The 24,895-nt window shown below is 64.7% G+C and carries 25 protein-coding genes; all 25 read right to left on the minus strand.

Translation table 11 applies throughout. From position 1 onward, the window contains the following. On the minus strand, nucleotides 1-1,287 hold the full coding sequence (gene mtnK / locus NLM25_RS25400; protein WP_254138820.1) for an S-methyl-5-thioribose kinase: 1,287 nt from the start codon (nucleotides 1,285-1,287) through the stop codon (nucleotides 1-3). 35 nt (nucleotides 1,288-1,322) lie between these two features. Next, the gene (locus NLM25_RS25405) at nucleotides 1,323-1,670 is read right to left on the minus strand and encodes a hypothetical protein (RefSeq protein ID WP_254120036.1); all 348 of its coding nucleotides are present in this window, start codon (nucleotides 1,668-1,670) and stop codon (nucleotides 1,323-1,325) included. 215 nt (nucleotides 1,671-1,885) lie between these two features. Beyond that, on the minus strand, nucleotides 1,886-2,161 hold the full coding sequence (locus NLM25_RS25410) for a DUF1467 family protein (protein ID WP_254120037.1): 276 nt from the start codon (nucleotides 2,159-2,161) through the stop codon (nucleotides 1,886-1,888). Between the two features lie 9 nt (nucleotides 2,162-2,170). Then, the gene (mce, locus tag NLM25_RS25415) at nucleotides 2,171-2,575 is read right to left on the minus strand and encodes a methylmalonyl-CoA epimerase (RefSeq protein ID WP_254138821.1); all 405 of its coding nucleotides are present in this window, start codon (nucleotides 2,573-2,575) and stop codon (nucleotides 2,171-2,173) included. Between the two features lie 12 nt (nucleotides 2,576-2,587). Then, entirely contained in the window at nucleotides 2,588-4,258 is a 1,671-nt protein-coding gene (locus NLM25_RS25420) for a ribonuclease J (protein ID WP_254138822.1), read from the minus strand. Beyond that, complete coding sequence (locus NLM25_RS25425; protein ID WP_254138823.1) at nucleotides 4,258-5,064, minus strand: biotin--[acetyl-CoA-carboxylase] ligase; 807 nt, start codon at nucleotides 5,062-5,064, stop codon at nucleotides 4,258-4,260. Before NLM25_RS25425 ends, NLM25_RS25420 begins: the two co-directional genes overlap by 1 nt. 1 nt (nucleotide 5,065) lies before the next feature. Beyond that, on the minus strand, nucleotides 5,066-6,502 hold the full coding sequence (gene nuoN, locus NLM25_RS25430) for an NADH-quinone oxidoreductase subunit NuoN (RefSeq protein WP_254120041.1): 1,437 nt from the start codon (nucleotides 6,500-6,502) through the stop codon (nucleotides 5,066-5,068). A 22-nt stretch (nucleotides 6,503-6,524) separates the two neighbouring features. Beyond that, nucleotides 6,525-8,033, minus strand: a complete 1,509-nt coding sequence (locus NLM25_RS25435) for an NADH-quinone oxidoreductase subunit M (protein ID WP_254138824.1) — start codon at nucleotides 8,031-8,033, stop codon at nucleotides 6,525-6,527. Continuing rightward, nucleotides 8,034-10,112 (minus strand): NADH-quinone oxidoreductase subunit L, encoded by a 2,079-nt coding sequence (nuoL, locus tag NLM25_RS25440; RefSeq protein WP_254138825.1) that lies wholly within the window; start codon nucleotides 10,110-10,112, stop codon nucleotides 8,034-8,036. It abuts the gene before it with no gap. A gap of 8 nt (nucleotides 10,113-10,120) precedes the next feature. Next, on the minus strand, nucleotides 10,121-10,429 hold the full coding sequence (nuoK, locus tag NLM25_RS25445; protein ID WP_008547737.1) for an NADH-quinone oxidoreductase subunit NuoK: 309 nt from the start codon (nucleotides 10,427-10,429) through the stop codon (nucleotides 10,121-10,123). Continuing rightward, nucleotides 10,426-11,064, minus strand: a complete 639-nt coding sequence (locus NLM25_RS25450) for an NADH-quinone oxidoreductase subunit J (protein WP_254120044.1) — start codon at nucleotides 11,062-11,064, stop codon at nucleotides 10,426-10,428. The genes nuoK and NLM25_RS25450 overlap by 4 nt, the downstream gene beginning before the upstream one ends. Nucleotides 11,065-11,073: 9 nt before the next feature. Further along, entirely contained in the window at nucleotides 11,074-11,568 is a 495-nt protein-coding gene (nuoI, locus tag NLM25_RS25455) for an NADH-quinone oxidoreductase subunit NuoI (protein WP_014494864.1), read from the minus strand. A gap of 7 nt (nucleotides 11,569-11,575) precedes the next feature. Next, complete coding sequence (gene nuoH, locus NLM25_RS25460; protein WP_254120045.1) at nucleotides 11,576-12,643, minus strand: NADH-quinone oxidoreductase subunit NuoH; 1,068 nt, start codon at nucleotides 12,641-12,643, stop codon at nucleotides 11,576-11,578. A 4-nt stretch (nucleotides 12,644-12,647) separates the two neighbouring features. After that, entirely contained in the window at nucleotides 12,648-14,723 is a 2,076-nt protein-coding gene (gene nuoG / locus NLM25_RS25465; RefSeq protein WP_254138826.1) for an NADH-quinone oxidoreductase subunit NuoG, read from the minus strand. Between the two features lie 5 nt (nucleotides 14,724-14,728). Further along, entirely contained in the window at nucleotides 14,729-16,054 is a 1,326-nt protein-coding gene (nuoF, locus tag NLM25_RS25470; RefSeq protein ID WP_254138827.1) for an NADH-quinone oxidoreductase subunit NuoF, read from the minus strand. A gap of 15 nt (nucleotides 16,055-16,069) precedes the next feature. Next, complete coding sequence (locus NLM25_RS25475) at nucleotides 16,070-16,270, minus strand: hypothetical protein (protein WP_254120048.1); 201 nt, start codon at nucleotides 16,268-16,270, stop codon at nucleotides 16,070-16,072. Next, nucleotides 16,270-16,881 carry an NADH-quinone oxidoreductase subunit NuoE gene (nuoE, locus tag NLM25_RS25480; protein WP_254120049.1) on the minus strand — a complete coding sequence of 204 codons (612 nt, stop codon included), beginning with the start codon at nucleotides 16,879-16,881 and terminating at the stop codon, nucleotides 16,270-16,272. Before nuoE ends, NLM25_RS25475 begins: the two co-directional genes overlap by 1 nt. Before the next feature lie 10 nt (nucleotides 16,882-16,891). Then, the gene (locus NLM25_RS25485) at nucleotides 16,892-17,854 is read right to left on the minus strand and encodes an FkbM family methyltransferase (RefSeq protein WP_254138828.1); all 963 of its coding nucleotides are present in this window, start codon (nucleotides 17,852-17,854) and stop codon (nucleotides 16,892-16,894) included. A 310-nt stretch (nucleotides 17,855-18,164) separates the two neighbouring features. After that, nucleotides 18,165-19,361, minus strand: a complete 1,197-nt coding sequence (locus NLM25_RS25490; protein ID WP_254138829.1) for an NADH-quinone oxidoreductase subunit D — start codon at nucleotides 19,359-19,361, stop codon at nucleotides 18,165-18,167. Between the two features lie 2 nt (nucleotides 19,362-19,363). Further along, nucleotides 19,364-19,975: an NADH-quinone oxidoreductase subunit C gene (locus tag NLM25_RS25495; RefSeq protein ID WP_254138830.1), complete on the minus strand. Its 612-nt coding sequence runs from the start codon at nucleotides 19,973-19,975 to the stop codon at nucleotides 19,364-19,366. Between the two features lie 11 nt (nucleotides 19,976-19,986). Next, nucleotides 19,987-20,574, minus strand: coding sequence for an NADH-quinone oxidoreductase subunit B family protein (locus tag NLM25_RS25500; protein WP_254120053.1), 588 nt, complete (start codon nucleotides 20,572-20,574; stop codon nucleotides 19,987-19,989). Next, the gene (locus NLM25_RS25505; RefSeq protein ID WP_008136158.1) at nucleotides 20,565-20,930 is read right to left on the minus strand and encodes an NADH-quinone oxidoreductase subunit A; all 366 of its coding nucleotides are present in this window, start codon (nucleotides 20,928-20,930) and stop codon (nucleotides 20,565-20,567) included. The genes NLM25_RS25500 and NLM25_RS25505 overlap by 10 nt, the downstream gene beginning before the upstream one ends. A 248-nt stretch (nucleotides 20,931-21,178) precedes the next feature. Next, complete coding sequence (locus tag NLM25_RS25510) at nucleotides 21,179-21,412, minus strand: hypothetical protein (RefSeq protein ID WP_254138831.1); 234 nt, start codon at nucleotides 21,410-21,412, stop codon at nucleotides 21,179-21,181. Next, nucleotides 21,409-22,545: a PepSY domain-containing protein gene (locus NLM25_RS25515; protein ID WP_254138832.1), complete on the minus strand. Its 1,137-nt coding sequence runs from the start codon at nucleotides 22,543-22,545 to the stop codon at nucleotides 21,409-21,411. The genes NLM25_RS25510 and NLM25_RS25515 overlap by 4 nt, the downstream gene beginning before the upstream one ends. 22 nt (nucleotides 22,546-22,567) lie before the next feature. After that, nucleotides 22,568-24,820 carry a TonB-dependent siderophore receptor gene (locus NLM25_RS25520; RefSeq protein WP_254138833.1) on the minus strand — a complete coding sequence of 751 codons (2,253 nt, stop codon included), beginning with the start codon at nucleotides 24,818-24,820 and terminating at the stop codon, nucleotides 22,568-22,570. Nucleotides 24,821-24,895 lie beyond the last annotated feature (75 nt).

Genomic DNA, 24,895 nt, shown 5'->3' on the forward strand with positions numbered 1-24,895 from the left:
TTAGCCTGACAATTCCGGCATCCAGTCCCGCAGTTTTCGCGCGGCGCCTGTGACGTCGGCGATCGTCCGAAACGCCGCCGCCTCCACCATCATCGCCCGCGCGAGCCGTACGGCGCGGGCTTCGCTGATCGCGCGCTTCTTCGGGTCCTCGATCAGCTCGAAGTCGATATTGTGGGCGAGACCGAAGATGCGGCGGATGGTCTTGGCGGCGGCGAAGCCGACGGTGTCGGTGAACAAGCGCTGCATATAGGCTTGCCGCTCTGCCTCGAGGCGCAGGGCGCCCTTGTCGCCGGCGAAGAGCGAGACCGGATAGGCATCCCCCGCCGCGCCGGCGCGCCAGAGGTCGAGGAATTTTCGGGCGAACTCGCTCCAGACCTTGTCAACCGCCTCCAGCACCCAGCCCTCGAACGCCTGCCGCCCGCCCGGCGTGCGCTCGTGGCCGGCGGAAGCGAAATAGGCCATCAACAGGTTGGCAAGCACGGCGCCGACGTCGAACCCCATCGGGCCGTAGAACGCGAATTCGGGGTCGATCACCCGCGTCTGGCTGTCGGTGACCATGATCGAGCCGGTGTGGAGATCGCCGTGGAGCAGCGCCTCCGGGCTTGCCATGAATTTCAGCTTCAGCCGGGAGATGGCGACGTGCAGCTCCATGTCCTCGCGCAAGGCTACGGCCAAACCGTCGAGATACGGCGCGGTCCAGCGGTTCTGTTCGGCGATGCGGTAGGGATCGGTGAAGATCAGATCCTCGGTGATCTTGCAGAGCGCATGGTTGCCGGCGAAGGCGGCGATGCCCTCCTTTTTCTCGGCGGCGGAGAGCGCGAGGTCGGAGGTGAAGAACAGGGTCCGCGCCATGAAGGTCGTGATGTCGTCCACAAAGCGCGGATATTGCGTTGCGGCGACCATCCCTTTGCGCATGATGATGTGGGGCTCGAGCAACTCCATCACCGTCAGCGCCAATGTCTCGTTGTGGTGCAGCAGGGCCGGCACGAGGCCGGGCGCAAGCTGGGCCTGCCGAGACAATGCCAGATACTCGTAATGCGCCCGCGACAGCGGCAGCGGCCAGCTCTCGCCGACGAGGCGGACGTAAGGCAGCGCCTGCTTCACGGCGACGCCGCCGCGCGCGCCCTTGACGATGAAGACGAGGTTCAGATTGCCGTCGCCGACCTCGGTGATCTCCCAGGCGGCCGGCTCGCCGCCGAGCAGCGCCAGAAGGTCAGGAATGCCTGCGAGATGATCCCGCAAGGCGCCCTCATGCAGAATCCGGTAGTCCCCCGCCTGCTGCGACATGACGATCCCATCCCATGCTTGGCATGGCCGGATCGTTACTCCCGCTCCAGGAAGCTCGAGCCGATCTCGGCCTTTCTTTTGATGGGATCGTAATCACAATAAACGAGATCCGCCACCAGCGTGTAGCTGGCGCTGACGGTGTATTTGTCCAGCTTGACCGAGTTGAGCCCGATCACAGAAGTGCTCTTGCCGCCGTTCCATTTGAACGGCGTCGAGCTCTTGGCCTGCTCGCAGGCCGCGACGGCCTCGTTGAAGACGTAGCCCTCGACGAACGCCTTCAGCGTTCGCACCTGCACCGCCATCTTCCACTCGAAATAGCCGATGGCGCCGAGACCGGCGACGATCAGCACCAGAAGCGCGATCACGATCCTCTGAAAAGTCATTCGTCCCCCCAAAAACAATGAAGCAAGCGCAAATCGTAAGCACGTGATGAGATGAAGCAAGCGCCTCGTCCTTCGAGACGACCGCTTCGCGGTCTCCTCAGGATGAGGCTAACGGACAACGGTGCCCGTTAAAACTGCTGCCGCGCGCTCTGTCCTCATCCTGAGGAGCCCGCCGAAGGCGGGCGTCTCGAAGGATGGGCCCCACGAAGATCGACCTAAAAAGGCATTCCCATCATCTTCGACAGGCGCTCGATCGAGAGATAGCCGGCGTGGTAGGCGGCGAGGCCGAGGCCGTAGATGATCGCCGAGATGATCGTGGTCCAGATCAGCTTGCGTCCCATCCGCGTCAGGATCGGCGCGCCGGGATCAGTGCCGGGCGCGCCCACGCCGTCCTCATGCTGGCTGCGCACGCCGAACGGCAGCGTCAGGAACAGCGCGATCCACCAGATGACGAAGTAGATCGCGATCGCGGTCGATATCTGGATCGCCATGGCCGGGCCTTACGCCTGCTCGATTTCGACCAGCGCGCCGGAAAAATCCTTCGGATGCAGGAACAGTACCGGCTTGCCGTGGGCGCCGATCTTCGGCACGCCGTCGCCGAGCACCCGGGCGCCCTCCTTCACCAGCGTGTCGCGCGAGGCGATGATGTCGACGACCTCGTAGCAGACATGGTGGATGCCGCCGTCGGCATTGCGCTCGAGGAACTTTGCGATCGGCGAGGCCTCGCCGAGCGGCTCGATGAACTCGATCTTGGTGTTGGGCAGCGTCGCGAACACGGTGGTGACGCCATGCTCGGGCAGCGCCACGGCATCAGAAATTTCAGCCCCAAACGCCGCACCGTAGATCTTTGCGGCCTTGACGGCGTCCTTGGTCGCGATCGCGACGTGGTTGAGCCGGCCCAGCATGTTTCTCTCCCCTTACACTGTCAGCACATGTACCAGACAGGGGGGCTTTTTACCCCAATGTTCGTTGATCACGGCACGGACAGCGCGTCGCACCGACTCGCCCAGTGCATCCGGATCGCGGCGGCGCGCTTTCGGCAGGCCCTCGATGGTGGAGACCACGGCGTCGAAGACGAGGTCGTCGAAGGGCTCGCCGGCCCTGTTCTTCTCGGGGATGCCGACCAGATCGACCTCGGGATCGTCGGCAAGCTCGCCCTGCTCCGTCATCGCAACCGCGACGAAGGCGCAGCCTGAGTAGGCCATGCGGCGGCGCTCGACCACGGCGCGGGATTTGGAGTCCTCCAAAATCGTGCCGTCCTTGTAGAGACGGCCGGAGGGCACTTCGCCGATGATGCCGGGATCGCCCGGGCCGAGCTTGATCAGGTCGCCATTGCGAACGACCAGGACGCGCGGCACGCCGGCGGCGCGGGCGAGCTTGGCGTGCTCGTTGAGGTGCAGGGCCTCGCCATGAACGGGGATCAGGAGCTGCGGCTTCACCCAGGAGATCAGGTCGCGCAGCTCGTCGCGGCGGGGATGACCGGAGACGTGGACCAGATGGTCGCGGTCGGTGATGATTTCGACGCCCTGAAGTACCAGATTGTTGATGATCGAGCCGACGGCCTTCTCATTGCCCGGAATGGTGCGCGAGGAGAAGATCACGCTGTCGCCGCGGTTGAGCGTGATCTCGGGATGGTCGTCATTGGCGATGCGCGCCAGCGCCGCGCGCGGCTCGCCCTGGCTGCCGGTGCACAGCGCCAGCACCTTGTCCTGCGGAAGATGGCCGTAGACCTCGGGCGAGCGGAAATTCTGCACAAAGTCGAGATAACCGGTCTCGCGTGCGACCTGCACGACGCGCTCCATGGCGCGGCCGACCACGACGACCTCGCGGTCGGCGGCTTTCGCGGCGTCGGCGACGGCCTTGATGCGGGCGACGTTGGAAGCGAAGGTCGTCACCGCGACGCGGCCCTTGGCGGCCTTCACCAGATCGATGATGGTCCGCGCGACCTCGGCCTCGGACGGCGAGCGGCCGTCACGCACGGCGTTGGTGGAATCGCCGATCAGGGCGAGCACGCCCTCCTCGCCGAGTTCGCGCAGCCGCTTCTCGTCGGTCGGCTGCCCCAGCGTCGGGGTCGGGTCGATCTTCCAGTCGCCGGTGTGCAGCACGATGCCGGCCGCGGTGTGGATCGCCAGCGCGTGCGCTTCCGGAATCGAATGCGCGACGGGAATGAACTCGACGTTGAACGGGCCGATATCGACGCGCCCGCCTGACGGCACCACCGTCACCGGGATCTTCGGCGCATTGCGCTCGGCGGCGCATTTGGCCTCGAACAGCGCCGCGCTGAACTGCGTGGCATAGATCGGGCATTTCAGCGTCGGCCAGAGGTCGATGATGGCGCCGAAATGGTCCTCATGGGCGTGGGTGAGCACCAGGCCCATCAGGTTCTTGCGTTCCTTCTCCAGGAAGCTGATGTCGGGCATGATCAGGTCGATGCCCGGCAGATGCTCCTCGTCGCCGAAGGAGACGCCGAGATCGACCGCGAGCCAGGCGCGCTGCTGGCGGTTGCCGAGGCCGTAGATCGACAGGTTCATGCCGATCTCGCCGACGCCGCCGAGCGGCGCAAAGACCAGTTCGTCAGGCTTCGCCATCACGCAGCTCCCACGGAGGCGACAGGACCAAAGAACACCTCGCCGGCCGCAACCGGCACGCGCCGGCCCTCCGCGGTGCGGACGATCAGGCAGCCGGTGTCGTCGATAGTGTCGAAAATGCCTTCCAGCGTCATCGTTCCCGTGTTGATCGCGACCCGCTCGCCGAGGCCGGCGGCGCGCTCCAGCCACAGCTTGCGGATCTCGGCAAAGCCGCGGCCATTGTCCCAGATGCCGCGGAATTCCACCCAGGCGTCTGACAGCGCCGAGAACAGCTCCTCCGCGCTGATCTGGACGCCGAGGGCGGCCAGCGACACCGCGGGCGTCGGCGTGCCCTCGGGCGCCGCTACGACGTTGGTGCCCATGCCGACGACCACGGCCAGGCGGTCGCCGATGGCTTCGGCCTCGAGGCCGATGCCGACCAGCTTCTTGCCGCCGGCGAGCACGTCGTTCGGCCATTTCAGGGCATAGCGGGGCCGGCCCTCGCCGAGGCGCAGCGCGGCCTCCAGGCTGACCTTCTCCAGGGCGGCCTCCTCGGCCAGCCCCGCCGCAAAACCGATTGTGGCGGCGACCGCAGGCGCTATGTCCAGGATCTCGAGAACGCTGGCTGCGAGATTGCCCTTTGGCGCGATCCAGGCGCGCTGACGCCGGCCGCGGCCGGCGGTCTGCTCTATCGTGACGAACCACATCGGGCCGCGTTCGCCGCGCCTCGCGTGCTCGATCGCCTCGGTATTGGTCGAGCCGGTCCGTTCGAAGGCGGCGAGCTTGTAGCCCGCCGACTGTGCGCGAGGACCGAGCGCGAATCCCATCCTAGAACAGCGACTTGGCCGCCGCGGAGGCGACGCTCACCACGGGACCTGCGAACAGCGCGAACAGGATGGTGAACAGGCCCGCAACCGCCAGCACCGTCTTCACCTCGACGCGCATCGGATCGACCTGGCCGGCCGGCTCGTCGAAATACATCGTCTTGACGATGGCGAGGTAGTAGTAGGCGCCCACGACGCTGGAGAGCACGCCGACCACGGCGAGCGTGAACAGGTTCGCCTTGATGGCGGCGACGAAGACGTACCATTTGGCGAAGAAGCCGGCGAGCGGCGGGATGCCCGCGAGCGAGAACAGCAGCATCGCGAACATGAAGGCGAGCAGCGGGTTGGTCCGCGAGAGACCCGCGAAATCCCTGATCTGCTCGACCGGCTGGCCGTTGCGCTTCATGGCGAGGATGACCGAGAACGAGCCAAGCGTCATCGCGACATAGATCACGATGTACATCAGGACGCCCTGCGCGCCCTCGACCGTGCCGGAGGCAAGGCCGACCAGCGCAAAGCCCATGTGGCCGATCGAGGAATACGCCATCAGGCGCTTGATGTTGCTCTGGCCGATCGCGGCGAAGGAGCCCAGCGCCATCGAGGCGATCGCCACGAACACCAGGATCTGCTGCCACTGCGAGACGATGCCCGGGAATGCGGTCAGCGTGACGCGGGTGAAGACGGCGAGCGCGGCCACCTTCGGCGCCGAGGCGAAGAAGGCCGTCACCGGGGTGGGCGCGCCCTCGTAGACGTCAGGCGTCCACATGTGGAACGGCACGGCCGAGACCTTGAAGCAGAGGCCGGCGAGCAGGAAGACCAGGCCGAACACCAGACCGACGTTCGACACCGTCGCGGCTGCCGCAATGCCGGCGAAGCTCACCGTGCCGGTGAAGCCGTAGACCAGCGAGGAGCCGTACAGCAGCATGCCCGACGACAGCGCGCCGAGCACGAAGTACTTCAGGCCGGCTTCGGTCGACTTGGCGTTGTCGCGGTTCGAGGCCGCCACGACGTAGAGCGCGAGCGACATCAGCTCGAGGCCGAGATAGAGCGAGATCAGGTCGCCGGCCGAGATCAGCACCATCATGCCGAGCGTCGAGAGCAGCACCAGGATCGCGTATTCGAAGATCCGGCGCGACGGATCGGAGAGGAACTCGGTCGACAGCACCAGCGTCACCGCCGAGCCGATCAGGGCCAGGATCTTCATGAAGCGGGCGAAATCGTCGACGATGAAGCTGCCGCCGAAGGTCACCTGCTTACCCGCAGGCACCATGTATTCGAGCACGCCGACCACGACCAGGAGCAGGACCGCCAGCGAGGTCACCGCCTTGGTCGTCTCCTGCCCGCGATAGGCTCCCAGCATCAGAAGCGCCATCGCGCCGACCGCGAGCACGATCTCGGGCAGCACCGGCGCCAGTTGATAACCTGCAGTCTCAAAGCTCATGGCGATATCCTGACCTGCCCGATCACTGGAGCAGTGCGGCGGCCTTCACGGCCGTCACAGCGGTGTTGTAGTTGTTGACGAGTTGCTGGACCGAGGCGGCCGACATGTCGAGCACCGGCTTCGGATAGACGCCGAACAGGATCGTCAGCGCGATCAGCGGGAACAGCGTCACGCACTCGCGCAAGGTGAGATCCTTCATGCTCATCAGCGACGGCTTGACCAGCGCCCCGAACACGACCTTGCGGTAGAGCCACAGCGCATAGCCCGCCGAAAGGATCACGCCGAAGGTGGCGAAGAACGCGGTCGGGATCGAGACCTTGAAGGTGCCGAGCAGCGTCATGAACTCGCCGACGAAGCCGCTCGTTCCCGGCAGACCGACATTGGCCATGGTGAAGACCATGAAGGTCAGCGCGTAGAGCGGCATCCGGTTGACGAGGCCGCCATAGGCCGCGATCTCGCGGGTGTGCATGCGGTCGTAGACGATGCCGACGCAGAGGAACAGCGCGCCGGAGACGATGCCGTGCGAGATCATCTGGAACACGCCGCCGGCGACGCCCTGCATGGTGCCGGCGAAGATGCCCATGGTGACGAAGCCCATATGCGCCACTGACGAGTACGCAATCAGCTTCTTCATGTCCTCCTGCATCAGGGCGACCAGCGAGGTGTAGATGATCGCGATGGCGGAGAGCGTGAAGACCAGCGGCGCGAAGTCGTGCGAGGCCAGCGGGAACATCGGCAGCGAGAAGCGCAGGAAGCCGTAGCCACCCATCTTCAGGAGGATCGCGGCGAGAACCACCGAGCCCGCGGTCGGCGCCTCGACGTGCGCGTCGGGCAGCCAGGTGTGCACCGGCCACATCGGCATCTTCACCGCGAACGAGGCGAAGAAGGCGAGCCACGCCCAGGTCTGCAACGACCGCGGCACGGCGGTGTGCATGAGGATCGGGATGTCGGTGGTGCCGCCGTTCCAGTACAGCGCCATGATGGCGAGCAGCATCAGCACCGAGCCGAGCAGCGTGTAGAGAAAGAACTTGAACGACGCGTAGACCCGGCGCGGACCGCCCCAGACGCCGATGATCAGGAACATCGGGATCAGGCCGCCTTCGAAGAACAGGTAGAACAGCACGAGATCGAGCGCCGAGAAGGTGCCGACCATCAGCGTTTCCAGGATCAGGAACGCCATCATGTATTCGCGGACGCGGCTCGTGATCGCCTTCCAGCTCGCGATGATGCAGAACGGCATGATCGCGGTGGTCAGGATCACCAGCGGCAGCGAGATGCCGTCGACGCCCATGTGGTAGGTGATGCCGGTGGCGAGCCAGTTCGCCTTCTCGACGAACTGGAAGTCTGCGCTCGACGGGTCGAAGCGCATCACCAGGATTACCGACACCGCGAAGGTGATCAGCGTGGTCCACAGCGCGATCCAGCGCGCGTTGCGCCGGGCCGCCTCGTCATCGCCGCGGCTGAGATAGACGATCAGCGCGCCGACCAGCGGCAGGAAGGTCGTGACCGATAGGATGGGCCAGGTTGTCATTTACTGGCCTCCAAAGCCGAACATGAACCAGGTGATCAGGCCGGCGGCGCCGATCAGCATGGCGAATGCGTAGTGATAGAGATAGCCGGTCTGGATCTTCACGACGTTGCGGGTGACGTCCAGCACGCGGGCCGAGACACCGTCGGGGCCGAAGCCGTCGATGATGAAGCCGTCGCCCTTCTTCCAGAGCTGATAGCCGATCCACTTCGCCGGACGGACGAAGATGAGGTCGTAGAGCTCGTCGAAGTACCATTTGTTGAGCAGGAACTGGTACAGCATCGGATGCTCTGCGGCGAGCCGAACGGGGATGTAGGGCCGGCGGATGTAGAACAGGTACGAGACGAGGAAGCCCAGCACCATCATCACCGTCGGCAGGAAGGCGATGGTCTCGGGGATGTGGTGCATCTCCTCGATGATGTGCGGGTTCATCTTCACGGACTCGCGGAAGAACTCCTCGACGCCGTGACCGGCGAACAGCTCCTTGAACGGCAGACCCGCGACGAAGGAGCCAACCGCGAGCACGCCGATCGGGATCAGGATCCAGAGCGGAGCCTCATGCGCGGCTTCGTAATGGTGCTCGTCGTGCGGCTCACCGTGGAAGGTCTTGAAGATCAGGCGCCAGGAGTAGAACGAGGTCAGGCCGGCGGCGACGACCGTCATCAGGAAGCCGTACATCGCGAACGGATTGTGCGAGGCATAGGCGGACTCGATGATCGCGTCCTTGGAGAAGTAGCCGGCGGTAAGCGGGAATCCGGTGAGCGCGAGCGTGCCGACCACCATCACCGCATAGGTGTAGGGGATCTTCTTCCAGAGGCCGCCCATGTTGCGGATGTCCTGCTCGTGGTGCATCGCGTAGATCACCGAGCCGGAGCCCAAGAACAGCAGCGCCTTGAAGAAGGCATGCGTGAACAGGTGGAACATGCCGACCGAATAGGCCCCTGCTCCCATCGCCACGAACATGTAGCCGAGTTGCGAACAGGTCGAGTAGGCGACGATGCGCTTGATGTCGTTCTGGACGAGGCCGATGGTCGCGGCGAAGAACGCGGTGGTGGCGCCGAAGAACATCACGACGGCCTGCGCGTTCGGCGCGAGTTCGAACAGCGGCGACAGGCGCGCCACCATGAAGACGCCGGCGGTGACCATGGTCGCGGCGTGGATCAGCGCGGAGACCGGCGTCGGGCCTTCCATCGCGTCCGGCAACCAGGTGTGCAGCAGGAACTGCGCCGACTTGCCCATCGCGCCCATGAACAGCAGGAGGCAGGTCAGGGTCAGCGCGTCAGCGTGCCAGCCGAGGAAGTTGATGGTCTTGCCGGTGAGGCCGGGCGCGGCATGGAAGATGGTCTCGAAGTCGGTCGAGCCGGCCAGCATGAAGATCGCGAAGATGCCGAGCGCGAAGCCGAAATCGCCGACGCGGTTGACCACGAAGGCCTTGATCGCCGCCGCATTCGCCGACGGCTTCTGGTACCAGAAGCCGATCAGCAGATAGCTCGCCAGACCCACGCCTTCCCAGCCGAAGAACAGCTGGACGAGGTTGTCCGCGGTCACCAGCATCAGCATGGCGAAGGTGAACAGCGAGAGATAGCCGAAGAAGCGCGGCCGGTACGGATCCTCGTCCATATAGCCGATGGAATAGAGGTGCACGAGCGAGGACACGGTCGTGACCACCACGAGCATGACGGCGGTGAGCGTGTCGACCCGCAGCGTCCACCAGACCTGGAGGTCGCCGGAGAAGATAAAGGGCAGCAGCTGGATGCGAGCGTCGTGATGCATGAAGCCGACATCGACCAGCGTCATCCAGGACAGCGCCGCTGCCACGAACAGCAACCCGGTCGTGATCAGCTCGGCGCCGCGCGAGCCGGCCGCTGCCGGCTCGACCGGACCGTGGCCGTGATCGTCATGCGCGTGATCGTCGTGGCCATGGTCGTCATGGGCCGCCGACGCGTGAGCGTCGCCGTGGCCGTGATCGCCGTGATGCTCGACCTCGTCGCCCGAGGGGTTGCGGCCATGTGCGCCGACGAGCGCGATCAGGCCGGCCAGAATGGCGCCCAGCAGAGGCAGAAAGACAATTGCCTGAACCATGACCGAGCTCAGCCCTTCATCAGATTGACGTCCTCAACCGCGATCGAGCCGCGGTTGCGGAAATAGACCACCAGGATGGCGAGACCGATCGCGGCTTCCGCAGCCGCAACCGTCAGCACCAGCAACGCGAAGACCTGGCCGACGATGTCGCCGAGGAAGGTCGAGAACGCCACGAGGTTGATATTGACCGAGAGCAGGATCAGCTCGATCGACATCAGGATGACGATGATGTTCTTGCGGTTCAGGAAGATGCCGAGGATCCCGAGCGTGAACAGGATCGCGCCGACCGCCAGATAATGTCCGAGCCCGATCGTCATTTCACCCACTCCGCCGCGTCGGCATCCGAGAGCCCCTGCCCCGGCGCCACCTTGCGCATCGCCATCGCCATCTCAGGCGTGCGTGCGTTCTGAACGTTGATGTCCTGCCGCTTCACGCTCGCCTTGTGGCGCAGCGTCAGCACGATGGCGCCGATCATGGCGACCAGCAGCACCATGCCCGAGAGCTGGAAGTAGTGGATGTACTTCGTATAGAGCACGAGCCCGAGCGCCTCGGTGTTCGAGACGTTGGTCGGGATCGGCGCCGTGATCGTCTTGCTCACGGTCGGGTTGATGATCCAGGCGCCGACGGTCAGCAGCAGCTCGAACAGGAAGATGCCGCCAATCACGAGACCAACCGGCAGATACTGAATGAAGCCCTCGCGCAGCTCGACGAAGTCGACGTCGAGCATCATGATCACGAACAGGAACAGCACCGCGACGGCGCCGACATAGACGACGATCAGGATCATCGCCAGGAATTCGGCGCCCATCAGCACGAACAGGCCGGAGGCGTTGACGAAGGCCAGGATCAGGTACAGCACGGAGTGCACGGGATTGCGCGAGACAATCACCATCACCGCCGAGGCGACGCAGATGCCGGCGAAGAGATAGAAGAACAGCGCGGGAAGGATCATGCTCTCATCTCACCGGTACGGCGCGTCGAGCTCGATCGCTTTCGCGATCTCGCGTTCCCAGCGGTCGCCATTGGCGAGCAGCTTGGCCTTGTCATAGAACAGTTCCTCGCGGGTCTCGGTCGCGAACTCGAAGTTCGGACCTTCGACGATGGCGTCGACCGGGCAGGCCTCCTGGCAGAGGCCGCAATAGATGCACTTCACCATGTCGATGTCGTAGCGCACGGTGCGGCGGGTGCCGTCGTTGCGGCGCGGGCCGGCCTCGATGGTGATGGCCTGCGCCGGGCAAATCGCTTCGCACAGCTTGCAGGCGATGCAGCGCTCTTCGCCGTTCGGATAGCGGCGCAGCGCATGCTCGCCGCGGAAGCGCGGCGAGATCGGGCCCTTCTCGAAGGGATAGTTCAGCGTGGGCTTCGGCTGGAAGAAATAGCGCATGGCGAGGAAGAACGCCGAGACGAATTCCGACAGCAGGAGCGAACGTGCAGTGGCGTTGACATTGATACCCATGACGGCCTCACTTCGGCGCGATGCCGGCGAAATGCAGCACGCCGGCCACCACGATCACCATCGCCAGCGACAGCGGCAGGAACACCTTCCAGCCGAGGCGCATCAATTGGTCGTAGCGGTAGCGCGGCACGATCGCCTTTGCCATCGCGAACAGGAAGAACATGAAGAACACTTTGAGCGAGAACCAGATGATCCCCGGCACCCAGTTGAAGGGCGGCAGGTCCACCGGCGGCAGCCAGCCTCCGAGGAACAGGATCGTGGCCATCGCGCACATCGTGACGATCGCGACGTACTCGCCGAGCATGAACAGCAGGTACGGCGTCGAGCCGTACTCGACCATGAAGCCGGCGACGAGCTCGGATTCCGCTTCGACGAGGTCGAACGGCGGACGGTTGGTTTCCGCCAGCGCCGAGACGTAGAAGATCACGAACATCGGGAACAGCGGCCACACATACCAGTTCAGGATGGTGAGCTGCGGCAGCCCGATCAGGCTGGCAAGGCCGCGCGCGTGCTGGGCCTCGACCACCGCCGACAGGTTCAGCGTGCCGGCGCAGAGCAGCACCGTGATGATGACGAAGCCGATCGAGACTTCATACGACACCATCTGCGCCGCCGAGCGCAGCGCCGCCAGGAACGGGTACTTCGAGTTCGACGACCAGCCGGCCATGATGATGCCGTAGATCGATAGCGACGAGATCGCGAAGATGAAGAGGATGCCGACATTGATGTCGGAGATCACCCAGCCGAGATTGGTCGGGATCACCGCCCAAGCCGCGAGCGCGAGCACGCACGAGACCAAGGGGGCAAGGAGAAACACACCCTTGTTGGCGCCGGCCGGGATGATCGGCTCCTTCAGCACGAACTTGAGCAGGTCGGCGAAGGACTGCAGCAGCCCCCACGGGCCGACCACGTTCGGGCCGCGGCGGATCTGCACCGCCGCCCAGATCTTGCGGTCGGCGAGCAGGATGTAGGCGATCGCGACCAGCAGGACGACGAGCACCAGGACGCTCTGCGCGACCATGATGATCAGCGGCCAAAGGAACCCGGTCCAGAATGCGCTTTCGAAGAATTCCATCGGCTCACTCCGCTGCGGTCAGCATCTGCCCGGAGGCAAGCCGCGAGCATTCCGCCATCACGGCGGACGCACGCGCGATTGGGTTGGTCAAATAGAAGTCCTCGACGAGTGCCCTGAACGGCGCCTTCTCGGGCGAGCCGCCCTTCCCCGCCAGCTTCCTGATCTGGTCGGCGGAGCCGGCCTCGATCTGGTCGAGCCGGATCAGATGCGGCACGGCCTTGAAGATCGCCTGGCGCAGCGCAGCAAGCGAGTCATAGCCGAGCTTCTTGCCGAGCGCTTCCGAGAGCGCGCGGACGATCGCCCAGTCCTCGCGGGCTTCGCCCGGCGGGAACGCGGCACGGCCGGTCATCTGCACGCGGCCTTCGGTGTTGACGTAGATCGCGGACTTCTCGGTGTAGGCTGCCGCCGGCAGGATCACGTCGGCACGATGCGCACCGCGGTCACCATGGGTGCCGATATAGACGACGAAGGTGCCGTCCGACGGCTTGATCTCGTCGGCGCCGAGCAGGAACAGCAGGTCCAGCGTGCCGAACGTCGTCATCTGCGCGGCGTTCAGGCCCCCGCTCGTTGCGGAGAAGCCGATATCGAGCGCACCGACGCGCGAGGCGGTCTCGTGCAGCACGCCAAAGCCGTTCCAGCCGTCCTTCACAGCGCCGACATCGAGCGCGAGCTTGGCGGCGGCGGCGAGGATGGCGGCGCCATCGTGACGCGAGGCCGCGCCCGCGCCGACCAGGATGATCGGGTTCTTGGCGTTCTTCAGCACGTCCATGAAGGAGTGCTTGCCGGCCGCGAGCTCGCCGAGCGTGTCGGTGCCTGCGCCGAGATGGTCGTAGTCGTAGGTCAGATCGGCCTTGGCGCCAATCACGCCGACCTTGAAGCCGCCGGCGCGCCAGCGCTTGCGGATGCGGGCGTTGAACACGGCCGCTTCCTTGCGCGGATTGGCACCAATGATGAGCAACGCATCAGCCTGCTCGACACCCACCAGCGTCGGATTGAAGATGTAGGAGCCGCGGCCGAGCGCGGGATCGAAGGCGTCGCCGCCCTGCACCGCCAGATTGCCCGAGCCGTACTTGGCCAGGAGATCCTTCAGCGCGAACATCTCCTCGACACCGGCAAGGTCGCCGGCGATCGCGCCGATGCGCTTGCCGTCGGTCCGACCCGCCTTGGCGGCGATCGCGGCGAAGGCCTCGGGCCAGCTCGCGGCACGCAGCTTGCCGGCCTCGCGGATATAGGGCCGGTCGAGGCGCTGGGTGCGCAGGCCGTCGACGATGTGGCGGGTCTTGTCGGAGATCCACTCCTCGTTCACGGCCTCGTTGATGCGCGGCAGCACGCGCATCACCTCACGGCCGCGGGTGTCGACGCGGATCGCCGAGCCGAGGCCGTCCATGACGTCGATCGACTGGGTCTTGCCGAGCTCCCACGGGCGCGCGGCGAAGGCGTAGGGCTTCGAGGTCAGCGCGCCGACCGGGCAGATGTCGACGAGATTGCCCTGCAATTCGGACGTCAACGCGTGCTCGAGATAGGTCGTGATCTCCATGTCCTCGCCGCGGCCGGTGGCGCCCATCTCGGGCGCGCCGGCGACTTCCGCCGAGAAGCGGACGCAGCGCGTGCACTGGATGCAGCGGTTCATCGAGGTCTTGACCAGCGCGCCGAGATATTTGTCCTCGACCGCGCGCTTGTTCTCGGCGAAGCGGCTGGTGTCGACACCGTAGCCCATCGCCTGGTCCTGGAGGTCGCACTCGCCGCCCTGGTCGCAGATCGGGCAATCCAGCGGATGGTTGATGAGAAGGAACTCCATCACGCCTTCGCGTGCCTTCTTCACCATCGGCGAACGCGTCGAGATTTCCGGCGGCTCGCCCTTGGGGCCCGGACGGCAGTCACGCACGCCCCAGGCGCAGCTCGCGACCGGCTTCGGGCCGCCCTTCACTTCAACGAGGCACATCCGGCAATTGCCGGCGATCGACAGCCGCTCGTGATAGCAGAAGCGCGGAATCTCGGCGCCGGCCGCCTCGCACGCCTGAAGCAGCGTGTATTCGGCGGGGACATCGATCTCTTTGCCGTCGATGATGAGCTTGGTCATTCTTCCTACTCCGCCGCGACCATGTTCACGGGATCGCGGACGCCGATATCGTCGATGTCGGCCTTGTGCGAATACTGGTCGATGCGCGCTTCGATCTCGTGACGGAAATGCGCGATCAGGCCCTGGATCGGCCACGCGGCTGCGTCGCCGAGCGCGCAGATGGTGTGGCCTTCGACCTGCTTGGTGACTTCGAGCAGCATGTCGATTTCGCGCTTGTGGGCGCGGCCATCGGCCATGCGGGTCAGGACGCGCCACATCCAGCCGGTGCCCTCGCGGCACGGCGTGCACTGGCCGCAGCTCTCATGCTTGTAGAAATAGGAGATGCGCGCGATGGAGCGGATCAGATCGGTCGACTTGTCCATCACGATCACGGCCGCGGTGCCGAGGCCCGAGCGCAGCTTGCTCAGGCTGTCGAAATCCATCGGCGTGTCGATGATCTGCTCGGCCGGCACCATGCGCACCGACGAGCCGCCGGGAACCACGGCCTTGAGATTGTCCCAGCCGCCGCGGATGCCGCCGCAATGCTTGTCGATCAGCTCACGGAACGGAATGCCCATGGCTTCTTCGACGTTGCAGGGCCGCTCGACATGGCCGGAGATGCAGAACAGCTTGGTGCCGACATTGTTCGGACGGCCGATGCCGGCGAACCACGCCGCGCCCCGGCGCAGGATGTCCGGCGCAACCGCGATGGACTCGACGTTATTGACGGTGGTCGGGCAGCCGAACAGGCCGACATTGGCCGGGAACGGCGGCTTCAGCCGCGGCTGGCCCTTCTTGCCTTCGAGGCTTTCGAGCAGCGCGGTTTCCTCGCCGCAGATGTAGGCGCCGGCGCCGTGCGCGACGTAGATGTCGAACGGCCAGCCGTTGACGTTGTCCTTGCCGACCAGCTTGGCCTCATAGGCCTGGTCGATCGCGGCCTGGAGGTGCTCGCGCTCGCGGATGAACTCGCCGCGGACATAGATGTAGCAGGCATGCGCGTTCATCGCGCAGCTCGCGATCAGGCAGCCCTCGATCAGCAGATGCGGATCATGCCGCATGATCTCGCGGTCCTTGCAGGTGCCGGGCTCGGACTCGTCGGCGTTGACCACGAGATAGCTCGGCCGGCCGTCGGTCGATTCCTTCGGCATGAAGGACCACTTCAGGCCGGTCGGGAAGCCGGCGCCGCCGCGGCCGCGCAGGCCCGACGCCTTCATCTCGTTGATGATCCAGTCGCGGCCCTTGTCGATGATGTTCTTCGTACCATCCCAGGCGCCGCGGCGCCGCGCGCCCTCAAGCCCCCAATCGTGGAGGCCGTACAGGTTCTTGAAGATGCGGTCCTTGTCCTCGAGCATATCAGTGCTTTCCGATCAACGAATGGACTGCTTGTAGGCAAGTCCGGCGGCGCAGACGGCGAAGGTCAGCGCCCAGAGCAGACTGGTCTCCAGCGACGCGTTCATCATGAAACGCTGCAGCAGGAACATGAAGGCGGCCGCGACCGCGGCGTGCATGGCGACGAAGCCCCATTTCTTCACGGCCTCGTTCCCTCCAATTGCGGGGAGATCACGCATCAGGTGATCTCCTTCAGCGTGGTCGGCCCACCCGTCGGCGCCGAGAACTGGCGGCCGTTCTGCGGACCGGGCTTGGGCGGATTGCCCGAAGCAAAGCCGTCGAGCACCTTGCCGAAGCTTTCCTTGGTCAGATCCTCATAGGTGTCCTTGCCGATCAGCACCATCGGCGCGTTCACGCAGGCACCGAGGCACTCCACCTCTTCCCAGCTGAAATTGCCGTCCTTGGAGAGATGGAAGGGCTCGTGATGGATGCGGTGCTCGCAGACGTGGATCAGATCCTCGGCGCCGCGCAGGCGGCACGGCGTGGTGCCGCAGACCTGGACGTGGGCTTTCTTGCCGACGGGTGCGAGCTGGAACATCGTGTAGAAGGTCGCGACCTCGAGCACGCGGATATAGGGCATGTCCAGCATGTCGGCGACGACGCGGATCGCGGCTTCCGACACCCAGCCGTCGTGCTGTTCCTGGACGCGCCAGAGGATGGCGATGACGGCGGAGGCTTGCCGGCCGGCCGGATATTTCGCGATCTGCTGCTTGGCGAACGCGAGGTTCTCCTCCGTGAACGCAAAGCTCGCGGGCTGGACTTCCTTCGGTGCTAATCGGCGAACGGACATCTCTTATCTCTCACTGCATACGGCGCGCGGTTTTCGCATTCAGGGCTTCGATCCTGTCCTGCCAGAACGCGCTTGCGGTGCCGAAAACGTTGTAGCCGACGTGGGTCGAGACCTTGATGCGGTCGAGGATCGACAGCTCGGTCACGGTCTCCATCCGGTTGCTGCGCGGATCGAACACGATCAGCTTCAGCGGGGTCTGTTCGAGGATGTAGCGCGACACGGCGTGGCTGCGGTCGCTGCCGTGCTCCTCGCACATGATGACGCTGTCGGCCTGGAGCAGCCGGGCGCCGCCCTTGATCGCCTCGATCTCGACGCCCTCGACGTCGAGCTTGATCAGGTACTTGCCGCTGGCAGCGACCTTGCCGTCGTCGATGAGGTTGTCGAGCGCAATCACCGGCACCTCCTCGCCGCCCGCCGACGCATCGCCGGCGATGCTGAAGGCCTCGTGCTTGGTGCCGGACAGCCGCGCGGTGCCGCGGCTGGCGCCGATCGCGCATTTCATGGCCTCGAAGCGGTTGCCGTTGACGCGCGCATTGTTGGCGAGCTTCGGGTAGTTCTGTCCCGACGGCTCGATCGCGATCGCCTTGTGCGAACCGAACGGCTTGCTCGACACCAGCACCGACCAGTAGCCGTAATTGGCGCCGCAATCGAGCAGCGTGTAGTCGACGTCGATGGAGTCGGCAAACAGCAGCTCCAGCTCGTCCTCGTAATTGTAGGAGCGGTTGAGCAGCTTGCTCCAGTAGCCGTCGCCGTAAGGAAACTCGAACACAGCGTCGGGGTTGAGCTTGATCGCGATATTGCGCTTGGGCAGCGTCTTCGCCAGCAGATTGGCGCAGGCGATGTAGCCCATGTGCGAGAAGTGCGAGGAGATCTTCGATCCCGTCACCAGCGCCAAGGCAGCCGTCCGCTCCCACAGGTTGGCCCCTTCAAGGGCCCCCGAGGCACGGTCAAACTGGATTGGCGCCTGCGCCATCACCGATCGACCTCGCTCAATTCCCGACAAGAGTTCGCCTTGATGCCACCAAGACCTCCGCTCAGTTGGCAAAGGACTGCGGCTCGGTCACGAATCCACACTTCGTAACGCCAATACGCATCCATCAGCTCGCGCGGACTTACGCTTTCATATTTCAGTTTCCAACCTTCTTTGGACAACTGATCCGGACACCAACTCGCGACGGTTGTTCGTTGCGGGCACTCTGACGAGAAGGCAGCCGGAAGCTGCGCCTGCGCGCTTCCGGCCCAACAACCCGCCCCGGCGAGTATCGCGATGGGTGCCATGGCTCTCACCGATCGACCTCTCCGAACACGATGTCGAGCGAACCGAGGATCGCCGAGACGTCTGCGAGCAGATGGCCGCGGCAGATGTGGTCCATGGCCTGAAGATGCGCAAAGCCCGGCGCGCGGATCTTGCACTTGTACGGCTTGTTGGTGCCGTCGGAGATCAGATAGACGCCGAACTCGCCCTTCGGCGCCTCGACCGCGGCGTAGACTTCGCCGGCCGGCACGTGGACGCCTTCGGTGTAGAGCTTGAAGTGGTGGATCAGCGCTTCCATCGAGCGCTTCATCTCGCCACGGCGCGGCGGCGCGACCTTGTTGTCCTCGACGACGACGGGACCCTTGCCGTCAGGCGCGTTCAGCTTCTGGATGCACTGCTTCATGATGCGCACGGACTGGCGCATCTCTTCCATGCGGATCAGGTAGCGATCGTAGCAGTCGCCGTTCTTGCCGATCGGAATGTCGAAATCCATCTCGGCGTAGCACTCATAGGGCTGCGACTTGCGCAGATCCCAGGCTGCGCCCGAGCCGCGCACCATCACGCCCGAAAAGCCCCACTCCCAGGCTTCCTTCAGCGGCACCACGCCGATGTCGACGTTGCGCTGCTTGAAGATGCGGTTGGCCGTGAGCAGGCGGTCGAGGTCGTCCACGACCTTCAGGAACGGATCGCACCAGGCCTCGATGTCGTCGACCAGCTTCTGCGGCAGGTCCTGATGCACGCCGCCGACGCGGAAGAAGGCTGCGTGCATGCGGCTGCCCGAGGCGCGCTCGTAGAACACCATCAGCTTCTCGCGCTCTTCGAAACCCCACAGCGGCGGGGTCAGCGCGCCGACGTCCATCGCCTGCGTGGTGACGTTCAGAAGGTGAGAGAGAATGCGGCCGATCTCGCAATAGAGGATGCGGATGAGCTGGCCGCGGCGCGGCACCTCGATGCCCAGCAGCTTTTCGGCCGCGAGACAGAAGGCATGCTCCTGGTTCATCGGCGCGACGTAGTCGAGGCGGTCGAAATAAGGGATCGCCTGAAGATAGGTCTTCTGCTCGATCAGTTTTTCGGTGCCGCGGTGAAGCAGGCCGATATGGGGATCGACGCGCGCGACGACTTCGCCGTCCAATTCGAGCACGAGGCGCAAAACGCCGTGGGCCGCAGGATGCTGCGGTCCAAAGTTGATGGTGAAATTGCGAAGCTGTTCAGGTTGCTCGTTCATGATCAGGCCTTCGGTCCCGCCTTCTCGTCACCGGGAAGCGGATAGTCCGCCCCTTCCCATGGCGAGAGGAAATCGAACTTGCGGAATTCCTGGTTGAGCCGGACCGGCTCGTACACCACCCGCTTCTCCTGGTCGTCGTAGCGGACCTCGACGAAACCGGTGGTCGGGAAATCCTTGCGCAGCGGATGCCCCTCGAAACCGTAATCGGTGAGGATGCGGCGCATGTCGGGGTGGCCGACGAAGAACACGCCGTAGAGATCGTAGGCCTCGCGCTCGAACCAGTCCGCGCCCGGGAACACGTCGATCAGCGACGGAACCTGTGTGGTCTCGTCGGCCTGGGCCTTGAGCCGGATCCGCGTGTTCAGGGTCGGTGACAGGAAGTGATAGATCACGTCGAAGCGCTTCTCTCGCGACGGATAGTCCGCGGCCGTGATGTCCGTGAAGTTGATGAAGCGGCACTTCGGATCGTCGCGGAGGTACTTGACCACCTCGACGATCTTGCTGACCTCGACGTCGACCGTGAGCTGGTTGAAGGCAACCGTGTGACCGGTGGCGGCGCCCGGAAGCGCGCTAACGATCGTCTGCCCCAGGGCGTCGAGCTTGGCGTCGTCCATGACGTAAAACCTTAGCGTTCGATGGTGCCGGTGCGGCGGATCTTCTTCTGCAGCAGCAGCACGCCGTACAGCAGCGCTTCCGCCGTGGGCGGGCAGCCCGGCACGTAGATGTCGATCGGCACGATGCGGTCGCAGCCGCGCACGACCGAGTAGGAATAGTGATAGTAGCCGCCGCCATTGGCGCAGGAACCCATCGAGATGACGTAGCGCGGCTCGGGCATCTGGTCGTAGACCTTGCGCAGCGCCGGCGCCATCTTGTTGGTCAGCGTGCCCGCGACGATCATCACGTCCGACTGGCGCGGCGAGGCACGCGGGGCGAAGCCGAAGCGCTCGACGTCGTAGCGCGGCATCGACACCTGCATCATCTCGACCGCGCAGCAGGCGAGGCCGAAGGTCATCCACATCAGCGAGCCGGTGCGGGCCCAGGTGATGAGGTCGTCCGTCGCGGCCACGAAGAAGCCCTTGTCGGACAGCTCGGAGTTGACCTCGAGAAAGAACGGATCATTGGCGCCGACCGGACGGCCGGTCGACGGATCGAGGATGCCCTTGGCGGCCGGCGCAACAACCGGACCGGTGGACGTTGCAGGGTTCAATCCCATTCCAGTGCCCCTTTCTTCCATTCATAGGCGAACCCGACCGTCAGCACGGCGAGGAACACCACCATGGACCAGAAGCCGGTCGCGCCAAGCTTGCCGAACGCCACCGCCCAGGGAAACAGGAACGCCACCTCGAGGTCGAAGATGATGAAGAGGATGGCGACCAGATAGAAGCGGACGTCGAACTTCATGCGGGCGTCGTCGAAGGCGTTGAAGCCGCACTCATACGCCGACAGTTTTTCCGGGTCCGGCTGCTGGAACGCCACGATGAAGGGCGCGATCAGCAGCACGAGGCCGATGAGGCCCGCTACCCCTATAAAGACGACGAGTGGAAGATAGTTCTGCAGAATGCCGCTCATTGACGAGCCCTTTTTCCCGCAGCCTCGGGACAGCCACGGATTCGTCCAGTTTGGAATTGTTCTGAGCCTTAGCGCAGTGCACCAATGGGCGCAAGACACGCTCTTTTTAGGCCCTTTGCCGTCCCCACAGCGGTGAAAATCCCGGAATCACCCCGCGGCTGGTATGGAGCAGATCGCAGAATCCGACAAGGGCGGCCACAGTTTTGCAGGGCAGCCGTTCGCAGATTGCGGCGCAGGGGCCGAGGCCGCTATTTGCCGCGCATCGTCCGCGAAAATTGCCCGGTTTTTTGGGTCCGGCAGCGCACCCAAACCCAGACAATGACCAGCACCGGGGCGCCGACCGTCACCCAGGCGACATACTGGCCAATCGTTCCCCAGAGCAGCGCGGCCAGCAGGCCGGTGATGGTCGCGGCCGCGAGCAGGATGGGTGCCGCAAAGACACGTATCCACAGGCGCGAACGGTCAGAGGAGCCATGCATCACGACGGGACCGGGGTCCGTCTGGCGAATGCGTTGGCTCTGGCCGGCGCACGCTTGCGCCGCCGCGCCAGCCAGAGATAGAGGCCGCTGCCGATCACAACGATCGTGAGAATGTCGAGCACGGCCCAGATCACCTTGAGCGGGATCCCGCCATAATCGCCGAAATGCAGCGGCTGCGAGATCAGGAGCGCCTGCAGATAGACCGGCAGCGCCCGGCTGTCGGCGACCTCCCCTGTTTCGCCGTCGAGCAGGACCGGCTTGAGGAGCCGCGCCGTCAGCGCCGTGTCGCCGCGCATGAAGGCGGCAAAGTGGTGCGAGGAGGTGAAGGGCGTGCCCGGGAACGCGATGAAGGCGACCTCCATGCCGGGAGCCGTCTGCCTGGCACGCGCGACGACGTCGTCGAGCGAAGCCAGATGCGCGGGCGGCGGCTTGCCGGCATAGGGCGCGACCATGCTGGCGAGCTCGGTCGCCTTCCACTGGTTGAGCATCAGCTCGGCCCAGGTGTTGACGACGCCGGTCAGCCCAACCACCAGCGCCCAGGCCACCGTCACGACACCGATCAGATTGTGCCAGTCGAGCCAGCGCACGCGCCGAGAGGCGCGATCGCGAATGGTGGCAAAGCGCAGACGGCGGGTGAACGGCCAATACAGCACCACGCCGGAGATGATGGCGATTGCGAACAACAGGCCCATTCCGCCCAGGAACAATTTCCCGGGCTGGCCGGCAAACATGTCGGTATGCAGCTTGAGCATGATCAGCATCGGCCCGATGCCGACCGGTCCGAGCAGCTTGGTCGACACCGCATCGAAGGCACGCACGGTCGTGTTGTCAGGCAGCCCGTCGACGGCGCTGTTGGTGAACGCGGTGACGATCCCGGGCTCGTCCTTGTCCCAGGAGATATATTGCAGCACGCGGCCGGGATCGGCGGCGAGCGCGGCGTCGGCGACCGCCTGGGTCGTCGCACGCGCCGCGCCCGCATGAGCTTCGGGCTGGGGGGCATAGCCCAGGAGCTCATCGATCTCGTGATGGAAGATCAGCGGCAGGCCGGTCAGGCATAGCAGGAGCAGGAAGACGGTCGAGACCAGGCTGGTCCAGGTGTGGACCACGGACCAGAGCCTGACCGTACGCGCCTTCACGAAGCCCTCCCCTCGCCTGCGCTTACCACTTGTAGGAGACGCTGGCGGTGACGCGCCGGCGGTCGCCGTAGAAGCAGGACGTGGTCCCCGCGCAGCTCGCGACGTAGATCTTGTCGGTCAAATTGATCACGTTGATGGCCGTGCGCCAGTTCTGCCATTCGTAGTGGACCGCGAGGTCGCCGAGCACCACCGCGGGAACCTCTAGGGTGTTGGCGGGGTCGGCCCAGGAGGAGCCGACATAGCGCACGCCGCCGCCGAAACCAAATCCCGCAAGCGGACCGTCCTTGAAGGTGTAGTCCGCCCAGCCAGAGACCAGCATCTCGGGCGTGTTGGTCGGCGTCTTGCCGACCAGTGCCGGATTGAGGTCCCTGCTGGTGAAGAGATGGTAGGCCGTGAAGGCGCCGATGAACTTCAGCTCCTTCGTGGCATTGGCCACCGCTTCGAGCTCGATGCCGCGCGAGGTCACCTCGCCGGTCTGGTTCTGCAGCGTGGTGATGACCGGATCGGTGGTCGGCACGTTCTGGCGCTTCAGGTCGAACACCGAGGCGGTGAAATAGCCGTCGAATCCCCTGGGTGCGACCTTCACGCCGATCTCGGCCTGCTTGCCGGTCTCCGGCACGAACAGCTGGTTCTGCGCGTTGAGACCGATGATCGGATTGTAGCTCGTCGCGTAGGAGATGTAGGGCGCGATGCCGTTGTCGAAATTGTAGATCAGGCCTGCGCGGCCGCTGAACTGGCTGTCGTTATTGCTGGCGATCGTCGCGCCCGTGTCGCGAGCGGCCTGCGTCGTCTCGACCCAATCATTGCGCCCGCTCAGCACCAGCGTGAAATTACCGAGCTTCATCTGGTCCTGGAGATAGGTGCCAGCCTGCTTCTGCGTGATCAGGAAGTTGCGGAACGGGGGGCCCGTGAGCGGGACATTGATGCCGTAAACGGGATTGAAGACGTTGATCGGCGGAACGGTGCCGAAGTTGAAGGCCTGATAGTCGTCGATCTGGTAGCCCTTCAGGTCGACGCCGAACAGCATCGTATGCCTGACGGGACCGGTGTTGAAGCGGTACTCGAGCTGGTTGTCGAGATTGGCCTGGTTGGCGGTGTCCTTCGCATACCAATTGTAGCGGCCCAACGTGGCCGTATTGATGTTGTCCCAGCCGTTGCCGATGTAGCCCCGGTAAGTCAGATCGATATGGGCGAAGCGGGCATTTTGCCGGAACGTCAGATCGTCGGTGAGATTGCGTTCGAACAGGTAGCCGAGCATCTCCTGCTCGCGCGTGAACTTGTCGACACTGGGATCGCCGACGAAGAAGCTGGTCGGGATCTTGCCGAACGGCGCGTTGGTCACCGTGCCCTGGTACGGCAGGAAGTTGATGCCGCGGGTGTCGGTCTTCGACGCCGAGGCGAGCACCGTGAAGGAGGTGTCGGCATCCGGCTTCCAGGTGAAGGACGGCGCGATGAAGTAATTGTTGTCCGGCGTGAAGTCGACCTGCGTGCCGCCGTTCCTGATCTCGCCGACGACACGGTAGAACAGCTTGCCGTCTTGGGGCTGCGTTGCGACGGGACCACCGACATCGAAGCCGACATAGGCGTTGCCGAAATTGTTGACGCCGGTCTCGATGTAGCGGATCGGCTCGGTCGGCGGCATCTTGCTGATGACGTTGACGATGCCGCTCGGGCTCGATCCGCCATAGAGCACCGCCGACGGACCGCGCAGCACCTCGACCCGCTCCATGTTGAACGGCGGAATCCGCCAGCTCGCATAGGCCGTGTAGAACAGCTGCATGCCGTCGAGGAACAGACCGATGTCGTCGGACTTGAAGCCGCGGATCAGCCACCAGTCGTTTCGCGTGTCGGCGCCGAAGGTGCCGGCACGCACGCCTGCGGTATAGCGCAGGGTTTCGTCGAGCTTCATCGCCTTCTGGTCGCGGATCTGTTCGGCGCCGATCACCGACACCGATTGCGGCGTCTCCATGATCGGCGTGTTGGTCTTGGTGCCGGACGAACTGCGGCCCGCGACATATCCGTTCACCGGACCGAGCGGCGTCTCGACGAAGCCGACATTGCGCTGCGGCTGCGGTCTGTTTCGATTGGCGGTCTGCACAGACCGCCGCGGCGCAGTGCGCACGGCGGCGGTGGGCGCACGGCGGCGTGCTTCCGGCGCGTTCACGGTCACCGCCGGCAGATTTTGCGCGCCGCTTTGCGTCGACGATTGCGCAAGCGATGCCTGCGGCACCAATACGAAAGCGGACGCGGTCGCCAGGACGGCTGACCGCAGCATACGAAGACTGTTCACCGCGCACCCCAAGATGTCTGTTTTGCAGCGTCATGCCGTCGTTCCCCCAACGGCAAGCGC

Origin of the sequence: Bradyrhizobium sp. CCGB01, assembly GCF_024199795.1 — a bacterium.
Taxonomy (GTDB): Bacteria; Pseudomonadota; Alphaproteobacteria; order Rhizobiales; family Xanthobacteraceae; genus Bradyrhizobium.

Bases quoted from the DNA above. Each gene is read 5' to 3' on its own strand.
- nuoI (WP_014494864.1), bottom strand. From the start codon at position 11,568: ATGGGTATCAATGTCAACGCCACTGCACGTTCGCTCCTGCTGTCGGAA.
- mce (WP_254138821.1), bottom strand. From the start codon at position 2,575: ATGCTGGGCCGGCTCAACCACGTCGCGATCGCGACCAAGGACGCCGTC.
- nuoF (WP_254138827.1), bottom strand. From the start codon at position 16,054: ATGCTCGAGGACAAGGACCGCATCTTCAAGAACCTGTACGGCCTCCAC.
- NLM25_RS25425 (WP_254138823.1), bottom strand. From the start codon at position 5,064: ATGGGATTCGCGCTCGGTCCTCGCGCACAGTCGGCGGGCTACAAGCTC.
- NLM25_RS25505 (WP_008136158.1), bottom strand. From the start codon at position 20,930: ATGAGCGGCATTCTGCAGAACTATCTTCCACTCGTCGTCTTTATAGGG.
- NLM25_RS25490 (WP_254138829.1), bottom strand. From the start codon at position 19,361: ATGAACGAGCAACCTGAACAGCTTCGCAATTTCACCATCAACTTTGGA.
- NLM25_RS25435 (WP_254138824.1), bottom strand. From the start codon at position 8,033: ATGACAACCTGGCCCATCCTATCGGTCACGACCTTCCTGCCGCTGGTC.
- nuoN (WP_254120041.1), bottom strand. From the start codon at position 6,502: ATGAGCTTTGAGACTGCAGGTTATCAACTGGCGCCGGTGCTGCCCGAG.
- NLM25_RS25405 (WP_254120036.1), bottom strand. From the start codon at position 1,670: ATGACTTTTCAGAGGATCGTGATCGCGCTTCTGGTGCTGATCGTCGCC.
- NLM25_RS25410 (WP_254120037.1), bottom strand. From the start codon at position 2,161: ATGGCGATCCAGATATCGACCGCGATCGCGATCTACTTCGTCATCTGG.
- nuoK (WP_008547737.1), bottom strand. From the start codon at position 10,429: ATGACGATCGGGCTCGGACATTATCTGGCGGTCGGCGCGATCCTGTTC.
- NLM25_RS25500 (WP_254120053.1), bottom strand. From the start codon at position 20,574: ATGGGATTGAACCCTGCAACGTCCACCGGTCCGGTTGTTGCGCCGGCC.
- NLM25_RS25485 (WP_254138828.1), bottom strand. From the start codon at position 17,854: ATGGCGCAGGCGCCAATCCAGTTTGACCGTGCCTCGGGGGCCCTTGAA.
- NLM25_RS25520 (WP_254138833.1), bottom strand. From the start codon at position 24,820: ATGCTGCGGTCAGCCGTCCTGGCGACCGCGTCCGCTTTCGTATTGGTG.
- nuoG (WP_254138826.1), bottom strand. From the start codon at position 14,723: ATGACCAAGCTCATCATCGACGGCAAAGAGATCGATGTCCCCGCCGAA.
- NLM25_RS25420 (WP_254138822.1), bottom strand. From the start codon at position 4,258: ATGGCGAAGCCTGACGAACTGGTCTTTGCGCCGCTCGGCGGCGTCGGC.
- nuoL (WP_254138825.1), bottom strand. From the start codon at position 10,112: ATGGTTCAGGCAATTGTCTTTCTGCCTCTGCTGGGCGCCATTCTGGCC.
- NLM25_RS25495 (WP_254138830.1), bottom strand. From the start codon at position 19,975: ATGGACGACGCCAAGCTCGACGCCCTGGGGCAGACGATCGTTAGCGCG.
- NLM25_RS25450 (WP_254120044.1), bottom strand. From the start codon at position 11,064: ATGATCCTTCCCGCGCTGTTCTTCTATCTCTTCGCCGGCATCTGCGTC.
- nuoE (WP_254120049.1), bottom strand. From the start codon at position 16,881: ATGTCCGTTCGCCGATTAGCACCGAAGGAAGTCCAGCCCGCGAGCTTT.
- nuoH (WP_254120045.1), bottom strand. From the start codon at position 12,643: ATGGAATTCTTCGAAAGCGCATTCTGGACCGGGTTCCTTTGGCCGCTG.
- mtnK (WP_254138820.1), bottom strand. From the start codon at position 1,287: ATGTCGCAGCAGGCGGGGGACTACCGGATTCTGCATGAGGGCGCCTTG.
- NLM25_RS25475 (WP_254120048.1), bottom strand. From the start codon at position 16,270: ATGCGTGATCTCCCCGCAATTGGAGGGAACGAGGCCGTGAAGAAATGG.